Genomic DNA, 15,583 nt, shown 5'->3' with positions numbered 1-15,583 from the left:
GGCACCTGAGTAAGCGCTGCCGGCCCGCCCGGCGGCAGCGAAGACGGCAGCGGCAATGGCCGTCATGGCAGCGAAGCGAAGCGCACACCCTGGTGCATCCGGGGTTGCTGCTGAGCCAGCTGATAAAATGAAAACCTCTGTCGTATCGAAGGTAAGTGAAGTCATGACTAAAACAACGAAACCGAATACCGCCGCGCAGGCCGAAGACCGACTCTTGACGGAAGAAGAAATTCGGGCGATGGGCGACGAGGACTACATGAACCCGGCCCAGCTCGCGTTCTTCAAGGACCGCCTGCAACAGCTCGAAAAAGAGCTGCTGAAAAACGCCGGTGAGACCACAGAGCACCTGCGCGAGACCGTCCTGGTTCCGGACCCGGCCGACCGTGCAACCATCGAGGAAGAGCACGCGCTCGAACTGCGTACCCGCGACCGCGAACGCAAGCTGCTCAAGAAGGTCCAGCAATCGCTGGCCGCCATCGAAGCCGGAGAATACGGCTGGTGCGAGGAAACCGGCGAGCCGATCGGCATCCCGCGCCTGATCGCCCGCCCGACCGCGACCCTGTCGCTGGAAGCCCAGCAGCGCCGCGAACTGAAGCAGAAACTCTACGGCGACTGATCCCCAGCCTGCCCCTAACGAAAAAAGCATGCATTCCCGCATGCTTTTTTCTTTTTTACACGTCCAGCCCATTCTGGCGTACCGTCAAAATCTTTCCCATCAGATACACTAGCGCTCGCCCGCGATGTGTTTGCGCATGCGCATGTGCGCGCAGGGTGCGGAGCGGGCGTCCGTGCTACCGTCATGGATGAGCGCCGCCAGGCGTAGCGGCGCAGCTGGCAATAACAGTGGACAAACGACAGACGGAAACGACGTGGGCTTATTTTCTTTCTTGAAGAAAAAGAATGAAGTGCCACCCGAGGCGCCGGCGACGCGCTTGCGCGCGGGCGAACCGTCACGCCTGGCAAGCGAAGCCGAACGCGAGCGCCAGCGCGACATTGCGCGCGCCACCGCCGCCAAGATCGATGCCATCGAACTGGCCATGACCACCGACCTGTTCGAGGACCCGGAAAGCGGCTGGGGCAGCGGCCACCGTCCCCCGGCCGCGGCCGCCATGCCGCTGGCGTCCGGCGGCGACACCGAACTCGGCCCGCTCATCGGCCCGCTCACCGACCAGCCCGACGCGGCCGCTGCGCCGGCCAGCTCCCCGGTGGTCGAGGAAAGCGCGATCCTGTACGCCAATGGCCAGGCCGACCTGGCCGAGCAGATGCTGCGCGATTCGCTGGGCGAGCTCGGCCGCACCGAACGCCTGCCCTGGTGGATGCTGTTTGACCTCTACCAGGCGCAGGGCCGCGAAGGGGACTTCGAGAGCATCGCGATCGACTACGCCAGCCATTTCGAAGCTTCCCCACCCGCCTACACCGAACGCCTGCCGCGCGCCGCGCCGCAACCGGCTTTTAGCGGCGTGGCGCCGGCCGTGCGCATCGGCGCCATGCTCGACGCGGGCGTCACCGCCCAGCTGCAGGCCCTGCGCGCACCGGCGAGCGCCGGCAAGCCGGTACGCCTGGACTTCGGCGCGGTGGGCAGCGCCAGCATCGAAGGCTGCGCCTCCCTGCTGGCCGGCCTGCAGGCCTTGCGCGCCGACAAGCGCGAAGTCGACCTGGCCGGCGCCGACGCCTTGCTGGCGGTATTGCGCCCCATGCTCGCGATCGGCGACCGCGGCAGCGGCGAAGCACCCTGGCTGCTCCTGCTCGAACTGTTGCAACTGCTCGACCGCGAGAAGGATTTCGAGGAAACCGCGATGGACTACTGCGTCACCTTCGAGGTGTCGCCACCCTCGTTCGAGGCGCCGCTGCGCAGCGTTCCCGCCGCAACAGCCGCCATCGCCCCCCCCTCCCCGCCGGGGGCCGCCGGCCAGCGTTTTCTGTTGCCGCCGGTGGTGGACGGCGACATCGCCCCGCTGCTGGCCGCGATCGAAGCCTATGCCACCGCCACCCAGGTAGGGGGCACGCCGTCCGATACTGGAACGGCCGGAGCCGCTGCGCCGGGCATCGTGCTCGACTGCTCGCGCCTGGCGCGCATCGGCTTCGCTGCTGCCAACGCCCTGCACGGGCGCCTGCGCGCGCTGGCCGCGGGCGGGCGCCAGGTCGAACTGCGCGAACTGAACCACATGGTTGCAGCCCTGCTGCGTTTGCTGAACTACGGCGACTGCGCACGCCTGTACGCACATAAATACTGAACTGTTTAGTCAGAACGTCCAGGAACACGCAGGACAAGGGATACGGCCACCCGGCGCGTCGCCGACGACAGTACACATGCACGGCGAGACGACGCAACGCCGCCATGGGTATCGTCAGGCGCTCTGCATTTCCTGCTGAGCTTTCGCGTCGCCTTGTCTTGCAATTCTGTGCAACAGCCCCACTTGCGGAGGGCTAGTTAACCATGAGGCAGATATGGAACAATTTCACGGCACCACCATTGTGAGTGTGCGTCGCGGCTCGCAAGTCGCATTGGGCGGCGATGGCCAGGTCACCCTGGGGAACGTCGTCATGAAGGGCTCGGCCCGCAAGGTGCGCAAGCTTTACCAGGGCAAGGTCCTGTGCGGCTTCGCCGGCGCCACCGCCGACGCCTTCACCCTGCTCGACCGCTTCGAAGCGAAACTGGAAAAGCACCAGGGCAATTTGCTGCGTTCCTCGGTCGAATTGGCCAAGGACTGGCGCACCGACCGCATGCTGCGCAAGCTCGAAGCAATGCTGCTGGTGGCCGACAGGGAAACGACCCTCATCATCACCGGCAATGGCGACGTGCTCGAACCGGAAGACGGCATCGGCGCGATCGGTTCGGGCGGCATCTACGCCCAGTCCGCCGCCAAGGCGCTGCAGGAAAACACCGAGCTGCCGCCCGCCGAGGTCGTCAAGAAAGCGCTGACGATTGCCGGCGAGCTGTGCATCTACACCAATTTGTCCCACATCATCGAAACGCTGGACTGATCCGGCGCGCACACCATGAACATGACACCCCTTGAAATCGTCTCGGAACTGGACAAGCACGTCGTCGGCCAGGGCAAGGCCAAGCGCGCCGTCGCCATCGCCCTGCGTAACCGCTGGCGCCGCCAGCAGGTGGCCGAGCCGCTGCGCCACGAGATCACCCCGAAGAACATCCTGATGATCGGCCCGACCGGCGTCGGCAAGACCGAGATCGCGCGCCGCCTGGCGAAACTGGCCGACGCGCCCTTCATCAAGATCGAGGCGACCAAGTTCACCGAGGTCGGCTATGTCGGCCGCGACGTCGACACCATCATCCGCGATTTGATCGACATCGGCGTCAAACAGACGAGAGCCAGCGAAATGAAGAAGGTGCGCCAGCGCGCCGAGGACGCGGCCGAAGACCGCATCATCGACATCCTGGTGCCGCCGGCACGCGACTTCGGCTTCAACGTCAGCGCATCGGCCGAAGCCAAGGAAGGCGACAGCACGCGCCAGACCTTCCGCAAGCGCCTGCGCGAAGGCTCGCTCGACGAGCGCGAGATCGAGATCGAAGTGGCCGACGCCCCGCCACAGATGGAAATCATGGCGCCGCCGGGCATGGAAGAAATGACCGAACAGATCAAGTCGATGTTCGCCGGCGTCGGCGGCGCGCGCAAGAAGCCGCGCAAGATGAAGATCAAGGACGCGATGAAGGTGCTGGCCGAGGAAGAAGCGGCGCGCCTGATCAACGAAGACGAGATGAAGCAGAAGGCGATCCACAACGTCGAGAACAACGGCATCGTGTTCCTCGACGAGATCGACAAGATCGCGACCCGCTCCGAACACGGCGGCGCCGACGTCTCGCGCGCCGGCGTGCAACGCGACCTGCTGCCGCTGGTGGAGGGCACGACAGTGAACACGAAATACGGCATGATCCGTACCGACCACATCCTGTTCATCGCCTCGGGCGCCTTCCACCTGTCGAAGCCTTCGGACCTGATCCCCGAGCTGCAGGGCCGCTTCCCGATCCGCGTCGAACTGGAATCGCTGTCGATCGACGACTTCAAGCGGATCCTGACCAGCACCGACGCCTGTCTGACCACCCAGTACGAAGCGCTGCTGGCGACCGAAGGCATCAAGGTCGATTTCCTTGATGACGGCATCCACCGCCTGGCCGAGATCGCCTTCTCCGTCAACGAGCGCACCGAGAACATCGGCGCGCGCCGCCTGTACACGGTGATGGAAAAGCTGCTCGAGGAAGTTTCGTTCGACGCCAGCGACAGGCAGGACAAGCTGGTGACGATCGACGCGGCCTACGTCAACGCGCGCCTGGACGTATTGTCGGCCAACGAAGACCTGTCGCGCTACGTCCTGTAAGGAGTAAGGAGAAAAACGATGGCGAACAAGGCACTCGCAACCCGGCAGAAAATGCGCCTGCGCGTCGAGCCTTCGCAAAACTTCGGCAAGCCGCGCAACCCGTTCGCGGCATTGGCCAAGGCCCGCTCGGCCGGGCCGCACGCCAAGCCGCTGTCGAGCGAGCGCCAGGCCGCCAAGCGTTTGCTCAAGAAGGCCAAGCTGACGGCCGACGAGGACGAGTGAAGCAAGGGAGCTGCGGCTCCCTTTTTCATGTTTCGGCCGCCCCCGAACTTTCTTTGCCTAGCGTCGGGTGCGCATCGACACGAAAGACCGCGTGGGCACAAGTGCCCACCCTGCGAAAACCGATTCACGTAGGGTGGGCTCTCGAGCCCACGCGGTTTCATCGCTTGAGCAGCGGCGCACCGGGCCTTTGATCCCCAAGGCTTCTTCGCCGACGTTCCCCGTCTTGCCCCCTCCCCCGTTCACCTGTACATTGTGCGGCGCCAACCGCCACTGACAGGAGCCCCATGAGCTCACCCGAGCTGATCGTCGACGTGCTGCGCGCCGAGCTGCGCGCGGCGAATCTCACCTATAAAACCCTGGCCGAGCGCATCGACATGAGCGAGTCGAGCGTCAAGCGCCTGTTCGGCCAGAAGGACATGCCGCTATCGCGCCTGGCGCAGATCTGCCAGGCGGCCGGGATCGCCTTCGAGGACGTGCTGCGGCGCGCGGCGGACGCCCGGCCCCAGGCCGACGCCCTTACCCTGACGCAGGAAACCGCACTGGTCGCCAAGCCGCGCCTGTTGCTGGTGGCGATCTCCTGCCTGGGGCACTGGAGCCTGGAGCAGATCGTCGAGAACTACCGCCTCACGACGGCCGAATGCATCGGCTACCTGGCCGAGCTCGACCGGCTGGGGCTGATCGAATTGCGGCCGCTGAACCGCTACGGCCTGCGGGTGTCGCATGCCTTCCACTGGCTGCCGGACGGCCCGGTGCAGCGTTTCTTTCGCGAGCACATGGTGCCGGATTATTTTTCAGGCCGCTTCGACGGGCCGGGCGAAACCCTGATGTGCCTGCCGGCCCGCCTGTCCGCGGCCAGCGCCGCGGAAATGGCGCAGAAGATCGCCCAGCTTGCGGCCGATCTGGCGCGCCTCCACAAGCACGACCGCCGCCTGCCGCCCGAAGAGCGCGACGGGATGAGCCTGGTGGTGGGGTTCCGGTCCTGGGAGTTCGCGGCGTTCACCGCGCTGCGGCGGTAAAAAAATAGCGCCATGCAAAGGCATGACGCGACGTGTGCGGTGTGAAGTGTACGGTGTTTATTGCGTCGCCGGCTGGCCGGCGGCCGGGCCACCCATCACGCGGGTCGGCGGCGGCATCTGCGGCTGGGCCGGCGGGGGCGGGGCCTGATTGCCCTGTGGCGTGCCCTGCACGGCGCCGTTATAGTTGGCGGCGGCCGGCGACGGCGGGGTTTCCTGGGGCGGCTCCTCGTTCGGGCCGACCACGGGATCGACTTCGCCCGGCGGCGGCGGCGGGCGCACGGCGCCTGGGGCGGTTTGCGGCTCTGTGGCCGGCATCTCGGCCACCGGAGCGGCCTGCATCGGCGGCGGCGCCGGCGGCATGGCGGCGCCGGACAGCGGCACGGCTGGCTTGGTGTCGGCGGCCAGCTCGATGCGCTTCATGACGCCGCCATCGGACAGCATCACATAACGCGGATGCACTTCGCTGATCGTCACGCCGGGGGAGAGTTCCTTGCCTACTTTCAGGGCCTTGGGCGGCTGGCCATCGGCGACGAGGATGGCCACGCTGTCGCGGCCGGCCGCGACGATGCCGGTCAACTGGTAGTTGGTGACGACGGCGGTGGCGGCCTGGCCGCCGAACAGGGTCGCGGCGGCCTCGGCTGTCGGCTCGGGAATGCCGGCCGGCGGCGCAGCGGCAATCGGGCGCTGCTGCGGCTTGTACAGCTGCATGCCCCAGTAGGTGACGGATACCGCCAGGAAGACCAGGGCAAGCAGGGTGAGAAGAAGAGGCAAACGCTTCATGATGTCCTTGTTAGCGCACCAGCTGGTTGATTTCAATGATCGGCATCAGGACGGCCAGCACGATCAGCAGCACGACCAGGCCCATGGCCAGGATCAGCACCGGCTCGAGCAGGCCGGCAATGGTCAGGGTGCGGCGCTCGAGGTCGGCCTGCTGCGAGTTGGCGGCGCGCTCCAGCATTGCTGGCAGTTCGCCGGTGATCTCGCCGGCGCGGATCATGTGTACCAGCATCGGTGGGAAATGCTTTTGCGCCGACAAGGCCCGCGCCAGGCTGACGCCTTCGCGCACGCTGCCCGTCGCCTGTTCGACCAGCTCGCGCATCGCAACGTTCGATAAAGTTTCGCGGCTGGTGTCGAGCGCGCGCAGGATCGGCACGCCGGAACCGGTCGTGATCGCCAGCGTGCTGGCAAAGCGCGCCGTGTTCAGGCTGCGCTCGAACTTGCCGTAAATGGGCGCGGTCAGCAGCCAGGTGTGCCAGCGCCGTTTCAGCACGGGATTCTGCAGCGCGCGGCGCCAGGCGAACCAGGCCGCCACCAGCACGATCGCCACGAGAATACCCCAGGCGCGCGTGAAATCCGACACTGCCAGCATCACCACGGTGAGGAAAGGCAATTGCTGCTTGGTGTTGGCGAACACCGAGACGATCTGCGGCACCACGTAGGTGAGCAGGAAGATCACAATGGCGAACGCGACCACGGTGACGATCGCCGGATAGGTGAAGGCCAGGCGCACCTTTTGCACCAGCGCATTGCGGCGCTCGATGTAGTCGGCCAGGCGCGACAGCACGCGCGAGAGCTGGCCGATCTGTTCGCCCGAGGCCACCAGCGCCCGATAAATCTCGGCGAAATCGCGCGGGTGGCGCGACAGTGCTTCCGAGAATGGCATGCCGCCCATCACCTCGGAACGGATCGAGGCGATCAGGTCGCGCAGATACGGTTTTTCCGCCTGTTCCAGCAGCGCCGTAAACGCCTGCTCCAGCGGCAGGCCGGCTTCCAGCAGGCTGGCCAGCTGGCGCGTGAACAGCGCCAGCTCGACCTGGGACAGGCGCTCGCCGATGCCGCGCGCACGGGTCGCGCCGGAAGCGTCGACCTGGGCCGCGATGGCCTCGACGTTGAGCGGGGTCAGCCCCTGGACGCGCAGGTCGGCACGCGCGGCGCGCGGACTGTCGGCATTGACCACGCCCTTGCGCGTGGCGCCGCCCGCATCGACGGCCTCGTAACGGAATGCCGGCATGGTTTAGTCCTTGGTCACACGCAGCAGTTCGGCCTGCGTGGTGACACCCTCGCGCAGCCAGCGCTCGCCGTCTTCGCGCATCGTCTTCATGCCGCTCTTCTGCGCCGTGTCGCGGATCTCGGCTTCCGAGGCCTGGTTGTGGATCTGGGCGCGGATACGCTCGTCCGTTTCCAGCAGCTCGTAGACGCCGACCCGGCCGTGATAGCCAGTGTGGCCGCAGCGTTCGCAGCCGACCGCGTGCCATTGCACGCCATCGCTCTTCTTGCAGTGCGGACAGAGTTTACGGACCAGGCGCTGCGCCATCACGCCCAGCAGCGACGAGGACAGCAGGAACGGTTCGATGCCCATGTCGAGCAGGCGGGTCACGGCCGAGGCCGCGTCATTGGTGTGCAGGGTCGCCAGCACCAGGTGGCCGGTGAGCGAAGCCTGCACGGCGATCTGCGCCGTTTCCAGGTCACGGATCTCGCCGATCATGATCACGTCCGGGTCCTGGCGCAGGATCGCGCGCAGGGCCTTGGCGAAGGTCATGTCGATACGGGCATTGACCTGGGTCTGACCGACGCCGTTCAGGTCGTACTCGATCGGGTCTTCCACCGTCATGATGTTGGTGGTCGAGGCGTTCAGGCGCGACAGGGCGGCGTACAGCGTGGTGGTTTTACCCGAACCGGTCGGGCCGGTGACCAGCACGATGCCGTGCGGCTGGTTGATCAGCTTGTCGAACTGCGGCAGCATCTCCGGGCTCATGCCCAGGTGCGACAGGTCGAGGCGGCCGGCTTCCTTGTCGAGCAGACGCAGCACGGCGCGTTCGCCGTGGCCGGTCGGGAGCGTGGACACGCGCACGTCGACTGGTTTGCCGCCGATGCGCAGCGTGATGCGGCCATCCTGGGGCAGGCGTTTTTCCGCGATGTCGAGCTGCGACATGATCTTGATACGCGAGATCAGGGAGGCATGGATGCCCTTGCGGGGACGCACGATGTCGCGCAGCGCGCCGTCGATGCGGAAACGCACGACCGAGGTCTGCTCGAAAGGCTCGATGTGGATATCGGACGCGCCTTCGCGCAGCGACTGCGTCAGGAGCGCGTTGATCATGCGGATCACCGGGGCGTCGTCGGAGGACTCGAGCAGGTCTTCGATGGCCGGCACGTCCTGCAGCAGCTTGGTCAGGTCGAGGTCGGCGTCGAACTCGTCGGCCACCTGCGAGGCGTCGCCGCCGGCGCCGGCATAGGCCTTGGCGATCGCATCGTCGAGTTCGCCCCGGTCGATGCGGCGCAGTGCAATGCGGCCGAAACGGCGCGACACCTCGGCAATCGCCGCCGGCGACGTGCTGCCGGAAATGAGCACCTCGACGCTTTGCGCCGGATCGTCGCCGGCGCGCGCCAGCACGCCGTGGTCGCGGGCGAAGGCGTAAGGCAACAAATTATTCATGGTTCATCAATTCCGATTCTGCGGCTGCACCGGGCGGTATTCGGGCACGGGCGCCGCGTTGGGCTGTGCGGATGGCGACGGCTGGGTGCCGGGACCGGTGGCGGCGCCTGGACGCGCCGGCGCCGGCGCTGGCGGGGGCAACGTCGCCAGCGTGCCGCCCGGGGCCGGCTGGCCATTGCTCAGGGCTGGCAGTTCTGGCGCGCCGAGATCACGCAGCAGGATGGTGTCGTCCTTCGCGCGGTTCACCTCGCCAAGCGCGCGCATGTATTCGTAGCGGTCCAGCGAAATGCTGTTGTTCTGTTCCTTGCTGCGCACCACGACCGGGCGCAGGAACACCATCAGGTTGGTCTTGTTGCGCGTGCGCGAGCGGTACTTGAACAGGTTGCCCAGCACCGGGATATCGCCCAGACCACGGACTTTTTCTTCTCCATGGTCTTCGTTATCCTGGATCAGGCCGCCAAGCACGATGATCTGGCCATCGTCGGCCAGGATATTGCTTTCGATCGCGCGCACGGTGGTCACGATGCCCTCGCTCCGGACCACGGAGTTATCGATGCCGGAATTCTCGTGGTAGACCGACAGCTTGATCACGCCACCCTCGGAAATTTGCGGACGCACCTTCAGCAGCAGGCCGATGTCCTTGCGGTCCACCGTCTGGAAGGGGTTGTTCGCACCGCTGGTGCCGGTCGTGAACGAACCTGTGATGATCGGAATGTTCTGGCCCACCTTGATCGTCGCCAACTCGTTGTCGAGGGTGATCATGTTTGGAGTAGACAAGATGTTGGCGGCACCGTCGTTTTCAAGGGCGCTGGCGACCGCGCCCAGGCCCAGCTCGCCATTGACCTGGCGGAAGATACCCAGCGTCAAGCCCGGCAGTGAGGGCACCGTCCCGTTCGTGCCGCCTATCCCCGAGCGCGCGGCGGCGGCCAGGTTGATCAGGTTGTTGGCACTGCCCGAATTGAAAGATTGCACGCCGCCGATGCGGTAGCGGCTGGCATCGTCGCCCGACAGGCCGAGCCACTGGACGCCGAATTCCGACGCCTTTTGCGCATTCATTTCCACCACCATGGCCTCGATATAGACCTGGGCGCGGCGCACGTCGAGCTGGTCGATGACGCCGCGCAGGTTGCGGTAGATCGCGTCCGGCGCGGTGATGATCAGGCTGTTGGTCGAGGCGTCGGCCTGGATGAAGCCGGAGCCCTGGCCGCCGCCACCGCCGGCGGAGGTCGCCTGGCCCTGCTGGGCGAAGGTGTTACCGGTGCCGCCCATGCCGATGCTGCTCTGCTGGCCCTGCTGGCCGCCGATGTTGCCGGCGGTGCCGCCGGCGCCGCCGGTCGTACCGGCCTGGATCGCGCCGCCCGAGGTGCCCTGCTGCTGCACCGGCACCGCCGAGGCGTCCTGCGACACCACGGCGCGCAGGGTTTGCGCGACGCGGGTGGCGTCGGCGTTCTTCAGGTAGACGACGTGGATGTTGCCTTTTTCCGAGGTCGGCTGGTCGAGCTTGGCGATCAGCGACTTGGCGAGATTCGCCCGTGCCTGCGAGGGCGCGCGCACGACGATGGAGTTGGTGCGGGCATCGGCCAGCACCGTGACGCGGCCCGAGTCGCCGCCGGCGGCAGGCTCCATCAGGCGCCCGACCAGGGTAGCGATGTCGCTGGCAATGCCGTTACGGATCGGCACCACGTCGAGGTCGGCCGCCACCGGCGCGTCGAGCGCGGCGATGATGCGCGACAGGCGGCGCAGGTTGTCGGCGTAGTCGGTGATGACCAGGCTGTTGTTGCCCGGGTTCGCCATGATGGAGTTATTTGGCGAGATCAGCGGGCGCAGCACGGCCGTCAGGTTGGCAGCCGATTCGTATTGCAAATGATAAATCTGGGTGGCGATCTGGTCGCCCTGGGCGCGCGAACCGCGCGTGCCGACCTGGGTTGGCGAAGATTGCAGCTTGGCCTCGGCTTCCGGCACCACTTTCGCATAGCCTTCGCCGGTGGTGACCACCGCATAACCTTGCAGGCGCAGCGCCGAGGTGAGCAGTCCGAAGGCCTGGGACTTGGTCAGCGCCTTTTCCGACTGCAGCGTCAGCGTGCCCTTGACGCGGGGGTCGACGATGAAGGTCATCCCGGTATAGTGGCCGACCGCCTTGATGACCGATTCGATGTCGGCATTCACGAAGCTCAGCGCGGCGGCATTTTCCTGGGCAAAGGCCGGCGCCGGCGGCAGCGCCGTGGCGAATGCGCAGCACAGCATGACGCCGGCGGCGATCCGGCGCAGCGCCGGGAATTCGGGGGTGCTACGGAAGGATGTTTTCATTATCTGAACTCAAGTGCGATTATGTTTTTACCGTTCACCATGCGGCGCTGCCCCAGCAGGTTCAGCATGTTGCCCAGCGTGTCTTCGTAGCCGTCCGCGGCCGCCGCCTGCCCCGAAAAGCGCAGGCGTCCGTTCTGCAATTTCCCTGTTCCCGACAACAGCAGCGCGCCGCGCACCGTGGAAAGGACCAGGTCGGCCTGCTGGCCGCGCCAGTCCATCGCCATCTCGTAGCTGCCCAGCGGCCGGATCGGCGCCATGCGCGAACCCATGTCGGCCAGGCTCAGGACCGTGCGTCCGGTGACCGCGACGTTGTTCGCCTGGCGCACGAGATCGAGCCGGTTCCAGCTCAGGCGAATCACTCCCGACGGCGCCAGCGTGTTGAGCGGCGCGCCCAGGCCGGCCAGTCCTTCGGCCGGCAGCAGCAACTGCCCGGCGCTGACCTGCCACTGCGACCAGCTGCCTTCGATCAACACCGGCTGCGACAAGGCCTGCTGGTTTTCCAGCGTCATGTTCACCTGGCCGAACAGCACCAGCGGCGACAGACGCCATTTAAAACGTCCCGGCAGCAGCGGGGTGACCGCCCCGCCTTCGCCTGGCGCACCACCCACGAAAGCTGAGCCGTTCCAGAGCGTACCCTGCGCATCCCCCAGAGTCAAACGGCCGCCCGTCTGGCGTTCCACGAAGTTGCCGAGCCAGCTGGCCGGCAGGAAAGCGAGCACCGTCAGTGCCACCGCGAGCGCGACGACGCCCACCCACAACAACGCACGCCTCATCGGGCACCAGTCCCGGTGTCCTGGCGCAGCGTCAGGCTGGCGTCGACCTGGCCCACCGGGTCCTGGGCCGTGAACGTGGCTTCCTGCACTGCGATACGGTTCTCGCGGCGCTGGGCGTCGAGCCAGACCAGCAGGTTGGCGAACGAGGTGCCGTTGACCTGCATGCGCGCATATTCGCCGGTGAGCGTGAGCGAGGCCGGCTTGATGCCGCGCGCGTTGAGGCTAGCGCTGAGGCTTTCCTGGGTCATGGGCGTGACCGGCACCGGCGCCTGGCCCACCAGGCCGCGCGCCTGCTCGGCGAGACCCGACAGTTCGGCGGCCTGCTGGCGCAGGGCCGGCAGCGAACGCTCCAGGCGTGCACGGCCCTCGACCGCCGGTTCGACCAGCGCCATGTAGACCAGCGCCACGACCACGACGCCGAAGCCGACCGTCAGGTAGCGCCGCTCCTGGTCGGACCGCGCGATCCAGTAGGCTATTGCGCGCTCGCGCACCTGCCCGATTGTGCTGCCCAGACTCATGGCTTGGCTCCCGTGCTGCGCACCGTCCAGTTGGCGGGCGCGGTTTCTTCCAGACTCAAGTTACGTGCGGACAAGGACGCCTGCAGCTGCCGCAGCGCGGCGGGGTCTACCGTCTCCGGTTGGACGCGTACTCGCAACGAGCGTTCCTTGTACTCCATTGATGTAATCCCGGGCGGACGCGGCAGTTCTCGTGTTGCGTCGCCGAGCGCGCCGGCCAGATACAGGAATTCGTCCGGCGCGATCTGGCCGCTGCCGGCCTGGGCGCGCTGGATGTGCATGCGCATCTGCGCCACCGGATCGGACACCGGCTCGTTCGGATATACCGAGCGGTAGGTCTGCTCCATCTGCTGGCGCACCGCCGTCGATTCGCCGCGCAGGCGCAGCCATTCGATGTTCAGGCCGGCCAGGTTGACCACCACGGCCAGGAAGGCCAGCGCGATCGGCACGCGCCAGCGGCGCCAGTCGCGCTGGCGGGCGCCGGCCGCGCCCAGGCCCGGGACCAGGTCGAGGGTCGTGCTTTTGGCGCCGTTGATCCAGTGCGCCCAGTCATCGGCTTCGAGCCCTGTTCCGGGACCGGCCTCGGCCAGCAGCACCTGGTATTCGCCAAGCTGCTCACGCGGCACGTAGAGGGTCAATGGGGCGTCGCCGGCCAGCGCGCGCGCGGTCTGCAGGGCGGTGGCCGGATTGGCGTCGAGCGCCAGGCCCAGGCCGCTGTACTGGCTCTGGCGCAGCAGCAGTTCGGCGCCGCCGATCGCGGCCGACACGCCCCCCGGCTGCAGAGGCAGGCACAGCTGCGAGGGCAGCGCCACCACGGCGCGCGCGCCTTGCGCCAGCAGGGTGCGCACCAGCGGCTCGAGCCAGTCGCGCTGGACCACGGCCACCGGACGGATGCCGTCAGCGCCTTGCGGGCCGGCCACCAGCACGCAATCGAGCGGGTCGCCCAAAATATGTTCCTCGACCAGGCCCGGCAGCGCGGCGCGCAGCTTGTTGCCGACCAGCGGAGGCGCCTGCACGGCAATCAGGTTGACGTCGGCGCCAGCCAGCAGCAGCACCACGCGGCGGCTGGCGGCGACCAGGTCGGTCAGGTTGCGCAGCGCGCCTTCGCCCTGCTGCTCGATTGAGCCGGCGTCGCTGACCGCGGCAAAGCGGCATGGGGCGCCCTCGCCTTCGGCGCGTGCGGGATGCCGGATATAAAGTGTAGTCAAACCGTCTCGCTTTCTTCTAGTTTTGACGAACCCAGACCACCGTGATGCTGCCGGGCCCCATGGTGGCGGCGCGCTTGATCAGCGCTTCGGCGTTCAGGGCGGCCCGGTCCAGCCGGATACGGCTGGACACGATGAAATAATTGCTGTGCACGTCCAGCGAATTGCCCGTCAACGTGCGTCCGCCGATATCGGCAATAAAGTACTGCATGCCGCGCCAGGGTACATTGCGGCGCCGCTGCACCAGCGCATTGGCCTCCGACAGCGAGAAATTCGGGACCACCGCGGCCAGCACCTCGGGCGGCGCGGTGTTGACGTTCACCGGCGTCGGATCCGGCAGCACCGTTACGAAGGGGCGCAGCTTGTTCACGATCTCTGGCGTAAATCCTTTTACGGCAAGCAAATCATCGACTTCAAGGAACTTGATCGGCGTACCGATGCCTTCGCGCGACACTGCCTGCAAGCGCACGCCGCCAGCGTCGCTGCCGCCGCCCTCGTCCGCGCCTTCCTGGATCGGCACGCTGCTGCCGCCGGGCACGGCGCCGGGGTCGTCCTGCTTGCCGCCTGCCCCGTCGATTTCCTGCCCGGTGACCGGATCGACCGCCCCGGTCGCCACCGGCGGCGCGCCGGCGGCAACCATGTTCGCCGCCGTCTTTGCCAGAGCCGGGTTGAGCTGCAGGTTGCTCAGCAGGCGCGCGAAAATGTCCACCTGCGCCAGGTCGAGCTGTCCTCCGCTTGCCAGGTTGCTGAGATTGTAACGCGAGGTGGCGTCCGAGATGGTGCCCGACAGGGTCGCATCGAAGACTTCGCCCTCGACCCGTTCGCGCTCGATGTACTGGTCGAGGCGGGTCTCGGCCAGCGGCGTGGCCCAGACGTGGTTCAGCGCCGTGTAATCGCGGTTGTCGATGGCGTCCTGGCGCAGCACCAGCGAGGCCCAGTCGAGCGCGCCGCGCAGGATCCAGCGCGTCTGCAGGTTCAGGCGCTGGTTCTCCATCGAGCGCACCTCGACCTGCTGCTGCCAGAACAGGCTGGCCACGATCGAGATCGCAAGCGTGGTCAGGAGCAGCGCGGTGATCACGGCGACGCCGCGCTGGCGCTGCCGGCGCGGTGGACGGGGTTGGCGTGGGCGCATCAGATGCTCCCCAGCAGGAAGGATTTGGTCAGCGGCTGCGGATAGTTGCGCGCGCGCAGCACCACCTGCAGGCCGGTGACGGACAGCGCCGACGCGGTAGTGACCGGCGCCTGCGGATTCGACTCGACCTGGGGACGCCAGGCGCCGTTCTGCCAGACCAGCACGCCCATCGCCTGGATGCCGCCCTGCAGCACCACCGGCGGCGTGCTGTCCATGTCGGAAATGGCGGCCTGCCACAGCGCGTCGAGCTGGGCCAGGTCGCGCGTGGCGATCGATTCGCGCCGCAGCAATTGTCCATTGACCAGCCGGTAAGCGATCACTTGCAGGCGCGCCGGTTCGTTCTCGTTGAAGACGGTGCGTACCAGGGTGATGCGGCCATCTTCCTGCTGCAGGAAGGGCCGGCGTCCAAGGATGCTGGCGTTGGCCGCGTGTTCGCAGTCGCTTTGCAACTGGGCAAAAGCGAGCTGCATGCCGCGCGTGGCTTCCATCTGGTCGGTCAGGGCGGTGCGGGCGCGTACGATGCCGTCCAGGCCGCGCCAGCCGAGCACGGCCACCATCGCCAGGATGCCGATCGCCACCAGCAGCTCGATCAGCGTGAAGCCGCGCGCGCTTGTCTTGACCGTTCTCATCGCGGCCTCC

General features: G+C 66.9%; 15 protein-coding genes. 6 read left to right on the top strand and 9 right to left on the bottom strand.

Going from position 1 to position 15,583, the window contains the following annotated elements:
• The first annotated feature begins 163 nt into the window (after positions 1-163).
• The 6 genes from dksA to ACSUZJ_RS02235 all read left to right on the top strand — a co-directional run bounded on the left by dksA (position 164) and on the right by ACSUZJ_RS02235 (position 5,576).
• The gene (dksA, locus tag ACSUZJ_RS02260) at positions 164-616 is read left to right on the top strand and encodes an RNA polymerase-binding protein DksA (RefSeq protein WP_312553169.1); all 453 of its coding nucleotides are present in this window, start codon (positions 164-166) and stop codon (positions 614-616) included.
• A gap of 271 nt (positions 617-887) precedes the next feature.
• Positions 888-2,234, top strand: a complete 1,347-nt coding sequence (locus ACSUZJ_RS02255) for an STAS domain-containing protein (RefSeq protein WP_499412930.1) — start codon at positions 888-890, stop codon at positions 2,232-2,234.
• A gap of 214 nt (positions 2,235-2,448) precedes the next feature.
• Positions 2,449-2,985, top strand: coding sequence for an ATP-dependent protease subunit HslV (hslV, locus tag ACSUZJ_RS02250; RefSeq protein WP_499412928.1), 537 nt, complete (start codon positions 2,449-2,451; stop codon positions 2,983-2,985).
• Positions 2,986-3,000: 15 nt separating this feature from the next.
• Positions 3,001-4,338 carry an ATP-dependent protease ATPase subunit HslU gene (gene hslU, locus ACSUZJ_RS02245; protein WP_499412926.1) on the top strand — a complete coding sequence of 446 codons (1,338 nt, stop codon included), beginning with the start codon at positions 3,001-3,003 and terminating at the stop codon, positions 4,336-4,338.
• Positions 4,339-4,356: 18 nt separating this feature from the next.
• Positions 4,357-4,560 (top strand): hypothetical protein, encoded by a 204-nt coding sequence (locus tag ACSUZJ_RS02240; protein WP_499412924.1) that lies wholly within the window; start codon positions 4,357-4,359, stop codon positions 4,558-4,560.
• 284 nt (positions 4,561-4,844) lie between these two features.
• On the top strand, positions 4,845-5,576 hold the full coding sequence (locus ACSUZJ_RS02235; RefSeq protein ID WP_499412922.1) for a helix-turn-helix domain-containing protein: 732 nt from the start codon (positions 4,845-4,847) through the stop codon (positions 5,574-5,576).
• A 57-nt stretch (positions 5,577-5,633) separates the two neighbouring features.
• On the opposite strand, the gene ACSUZJ_RS02230 is transcribed toward ACSUZJ_RS02235, so the two are convergent.
• Genes ACSUZJ_RS02230 through ACSUZJ_RS02190 form a run of 9 tightly spaced genes read right to left on the bottom strand, consistent with a single transcriptional unit; the run spans position 5,634 to position 15,573 of the window.
• Positions 5,634-6,356: a type II secretion system protein N gene (locus tag ACSUZJ_RS02230; RefSeq protein ID WP_499412920.1), complete on the bottom strand. Its 723-nt coding sequence runs from the start codon at positions 6,354-6,356 to the stop codon at positions 5,634-5,636.
• A 10-nt stretch (positions 6,357-6,366) separates the two neighbouring features.
• Positions 6,367-7,587 (bottom strand): type II secretion system inner membrane protein GspF, encoded by a 1,221-nt coding sequence (gene gspF, locus ACSUZJ_RS02225; RefSeq protein WP_499412918.1) that lies wholly within the window; start codon positions 7,585-7,587, stop codon positions 6,367-6,369.
• Positions 7,588-7,590: 3 nt separating this feature from the next.
• Entirely contained in the window at positions 7,591-9,012 is a 1,422-nt protein-coding gene (gspE, locus tag ACSUZJ_RS02220; protein ID WP_499412916.1) for a type II secretion system ATPase GspE, read from the bottom strand.
• Positions 9,013-9,018: 6 nt separating this feature from the next.
• Entirely contained in the window at positions 9,019-11,319 is a 2,301-nt protein-coding gene (gene gspD, locus ACSUZJ_RS02215) for a type II secretion system secretin GspD (RefSeq protein WP_499412914.1), read from the bottom strand.
• The gene (gspN, locus tag ACSUZJ_RS02210) at positions 11,319-12,092 is read right to left on the bottom strand and encodes a type II secretion system protein N (RefSeq protein ID WP_499412912.1); all 774 of its coding nucleotides are present in this window, start codon (positions 12,090-12,092) and stop codon (positions 11,319-11,321) included. Before gspN ends, gspD begins: the two co-directional genes overlap by 1 nt.
• Positions 12,089-12,610 carry a type II secretion system protein M gene (locus ACSUZJ_RS02205; protein ID WP_499412910.1) on the bottom strand — a complete coding sequence of 174 codons (522 nt, stop codon included), beginning with the start codon at positions 12,608-12,610 and terminating at the stop codon, positions 12,089-12,091. The genes gspN and ACSUZJ_RS02205 overlap by 4 nt, the downstream gene beginning before the upstream one ends.
• Entirely contained in the window at positions 12,607-13,815 is a 1,209-nt protein-coding gene (gene gspL / locus ACSUZJ_RS02200) for a type II secretion system protein GspL (protein ID WP_499412908.1), read from the bottom strand. The genes ACSUZJ_RS02205 and gspL overlap by 4 nt, the downstream gene beginning before the upstream one ends.
• 16 nt (positions 13,816-13,831) lie before the next feature.
• Positions 13,832-14,944 (bottom strand): type II secretion system minor pseudopilin GspK, encoded by a 1,113-nt coding sequence (gene gspK, locus ACSUZJ_RS02195; protein ID WP_499412906.1) that lies wholly within the window; start codon positions 14,942-14,944, stop codon positions 13,832-13,834.
• Complete coding sequence (locus ACSUZJ_RS02190; RefSeq protein WP_499412904.1) at positions 14,944-15,573, bottom strand: PulJ/GspJ family protein; 630 nt, start codon at positions 15,571-15,573, stop codon at positions 14,944-14,946. The genes gspK and ACSUZJ_RS02190 overlap by 1 nt, the downstream gene beginning before the upstream one ends.
• Positions 15,574-15,583: the final 10 nt, after the last annotated feature.

It is taken from the genome of Telluria sp. B2 (assembly GCF_051789535.1).
Lineage (GTDB): Bacteria > Pseudomonadota > Gammaproteobacteria > Burkholderiales > Burkholderiaceae_D > Telluria.
This window is presented reverse-complemented; position numbering and strand designations above follow the sequence as displayed.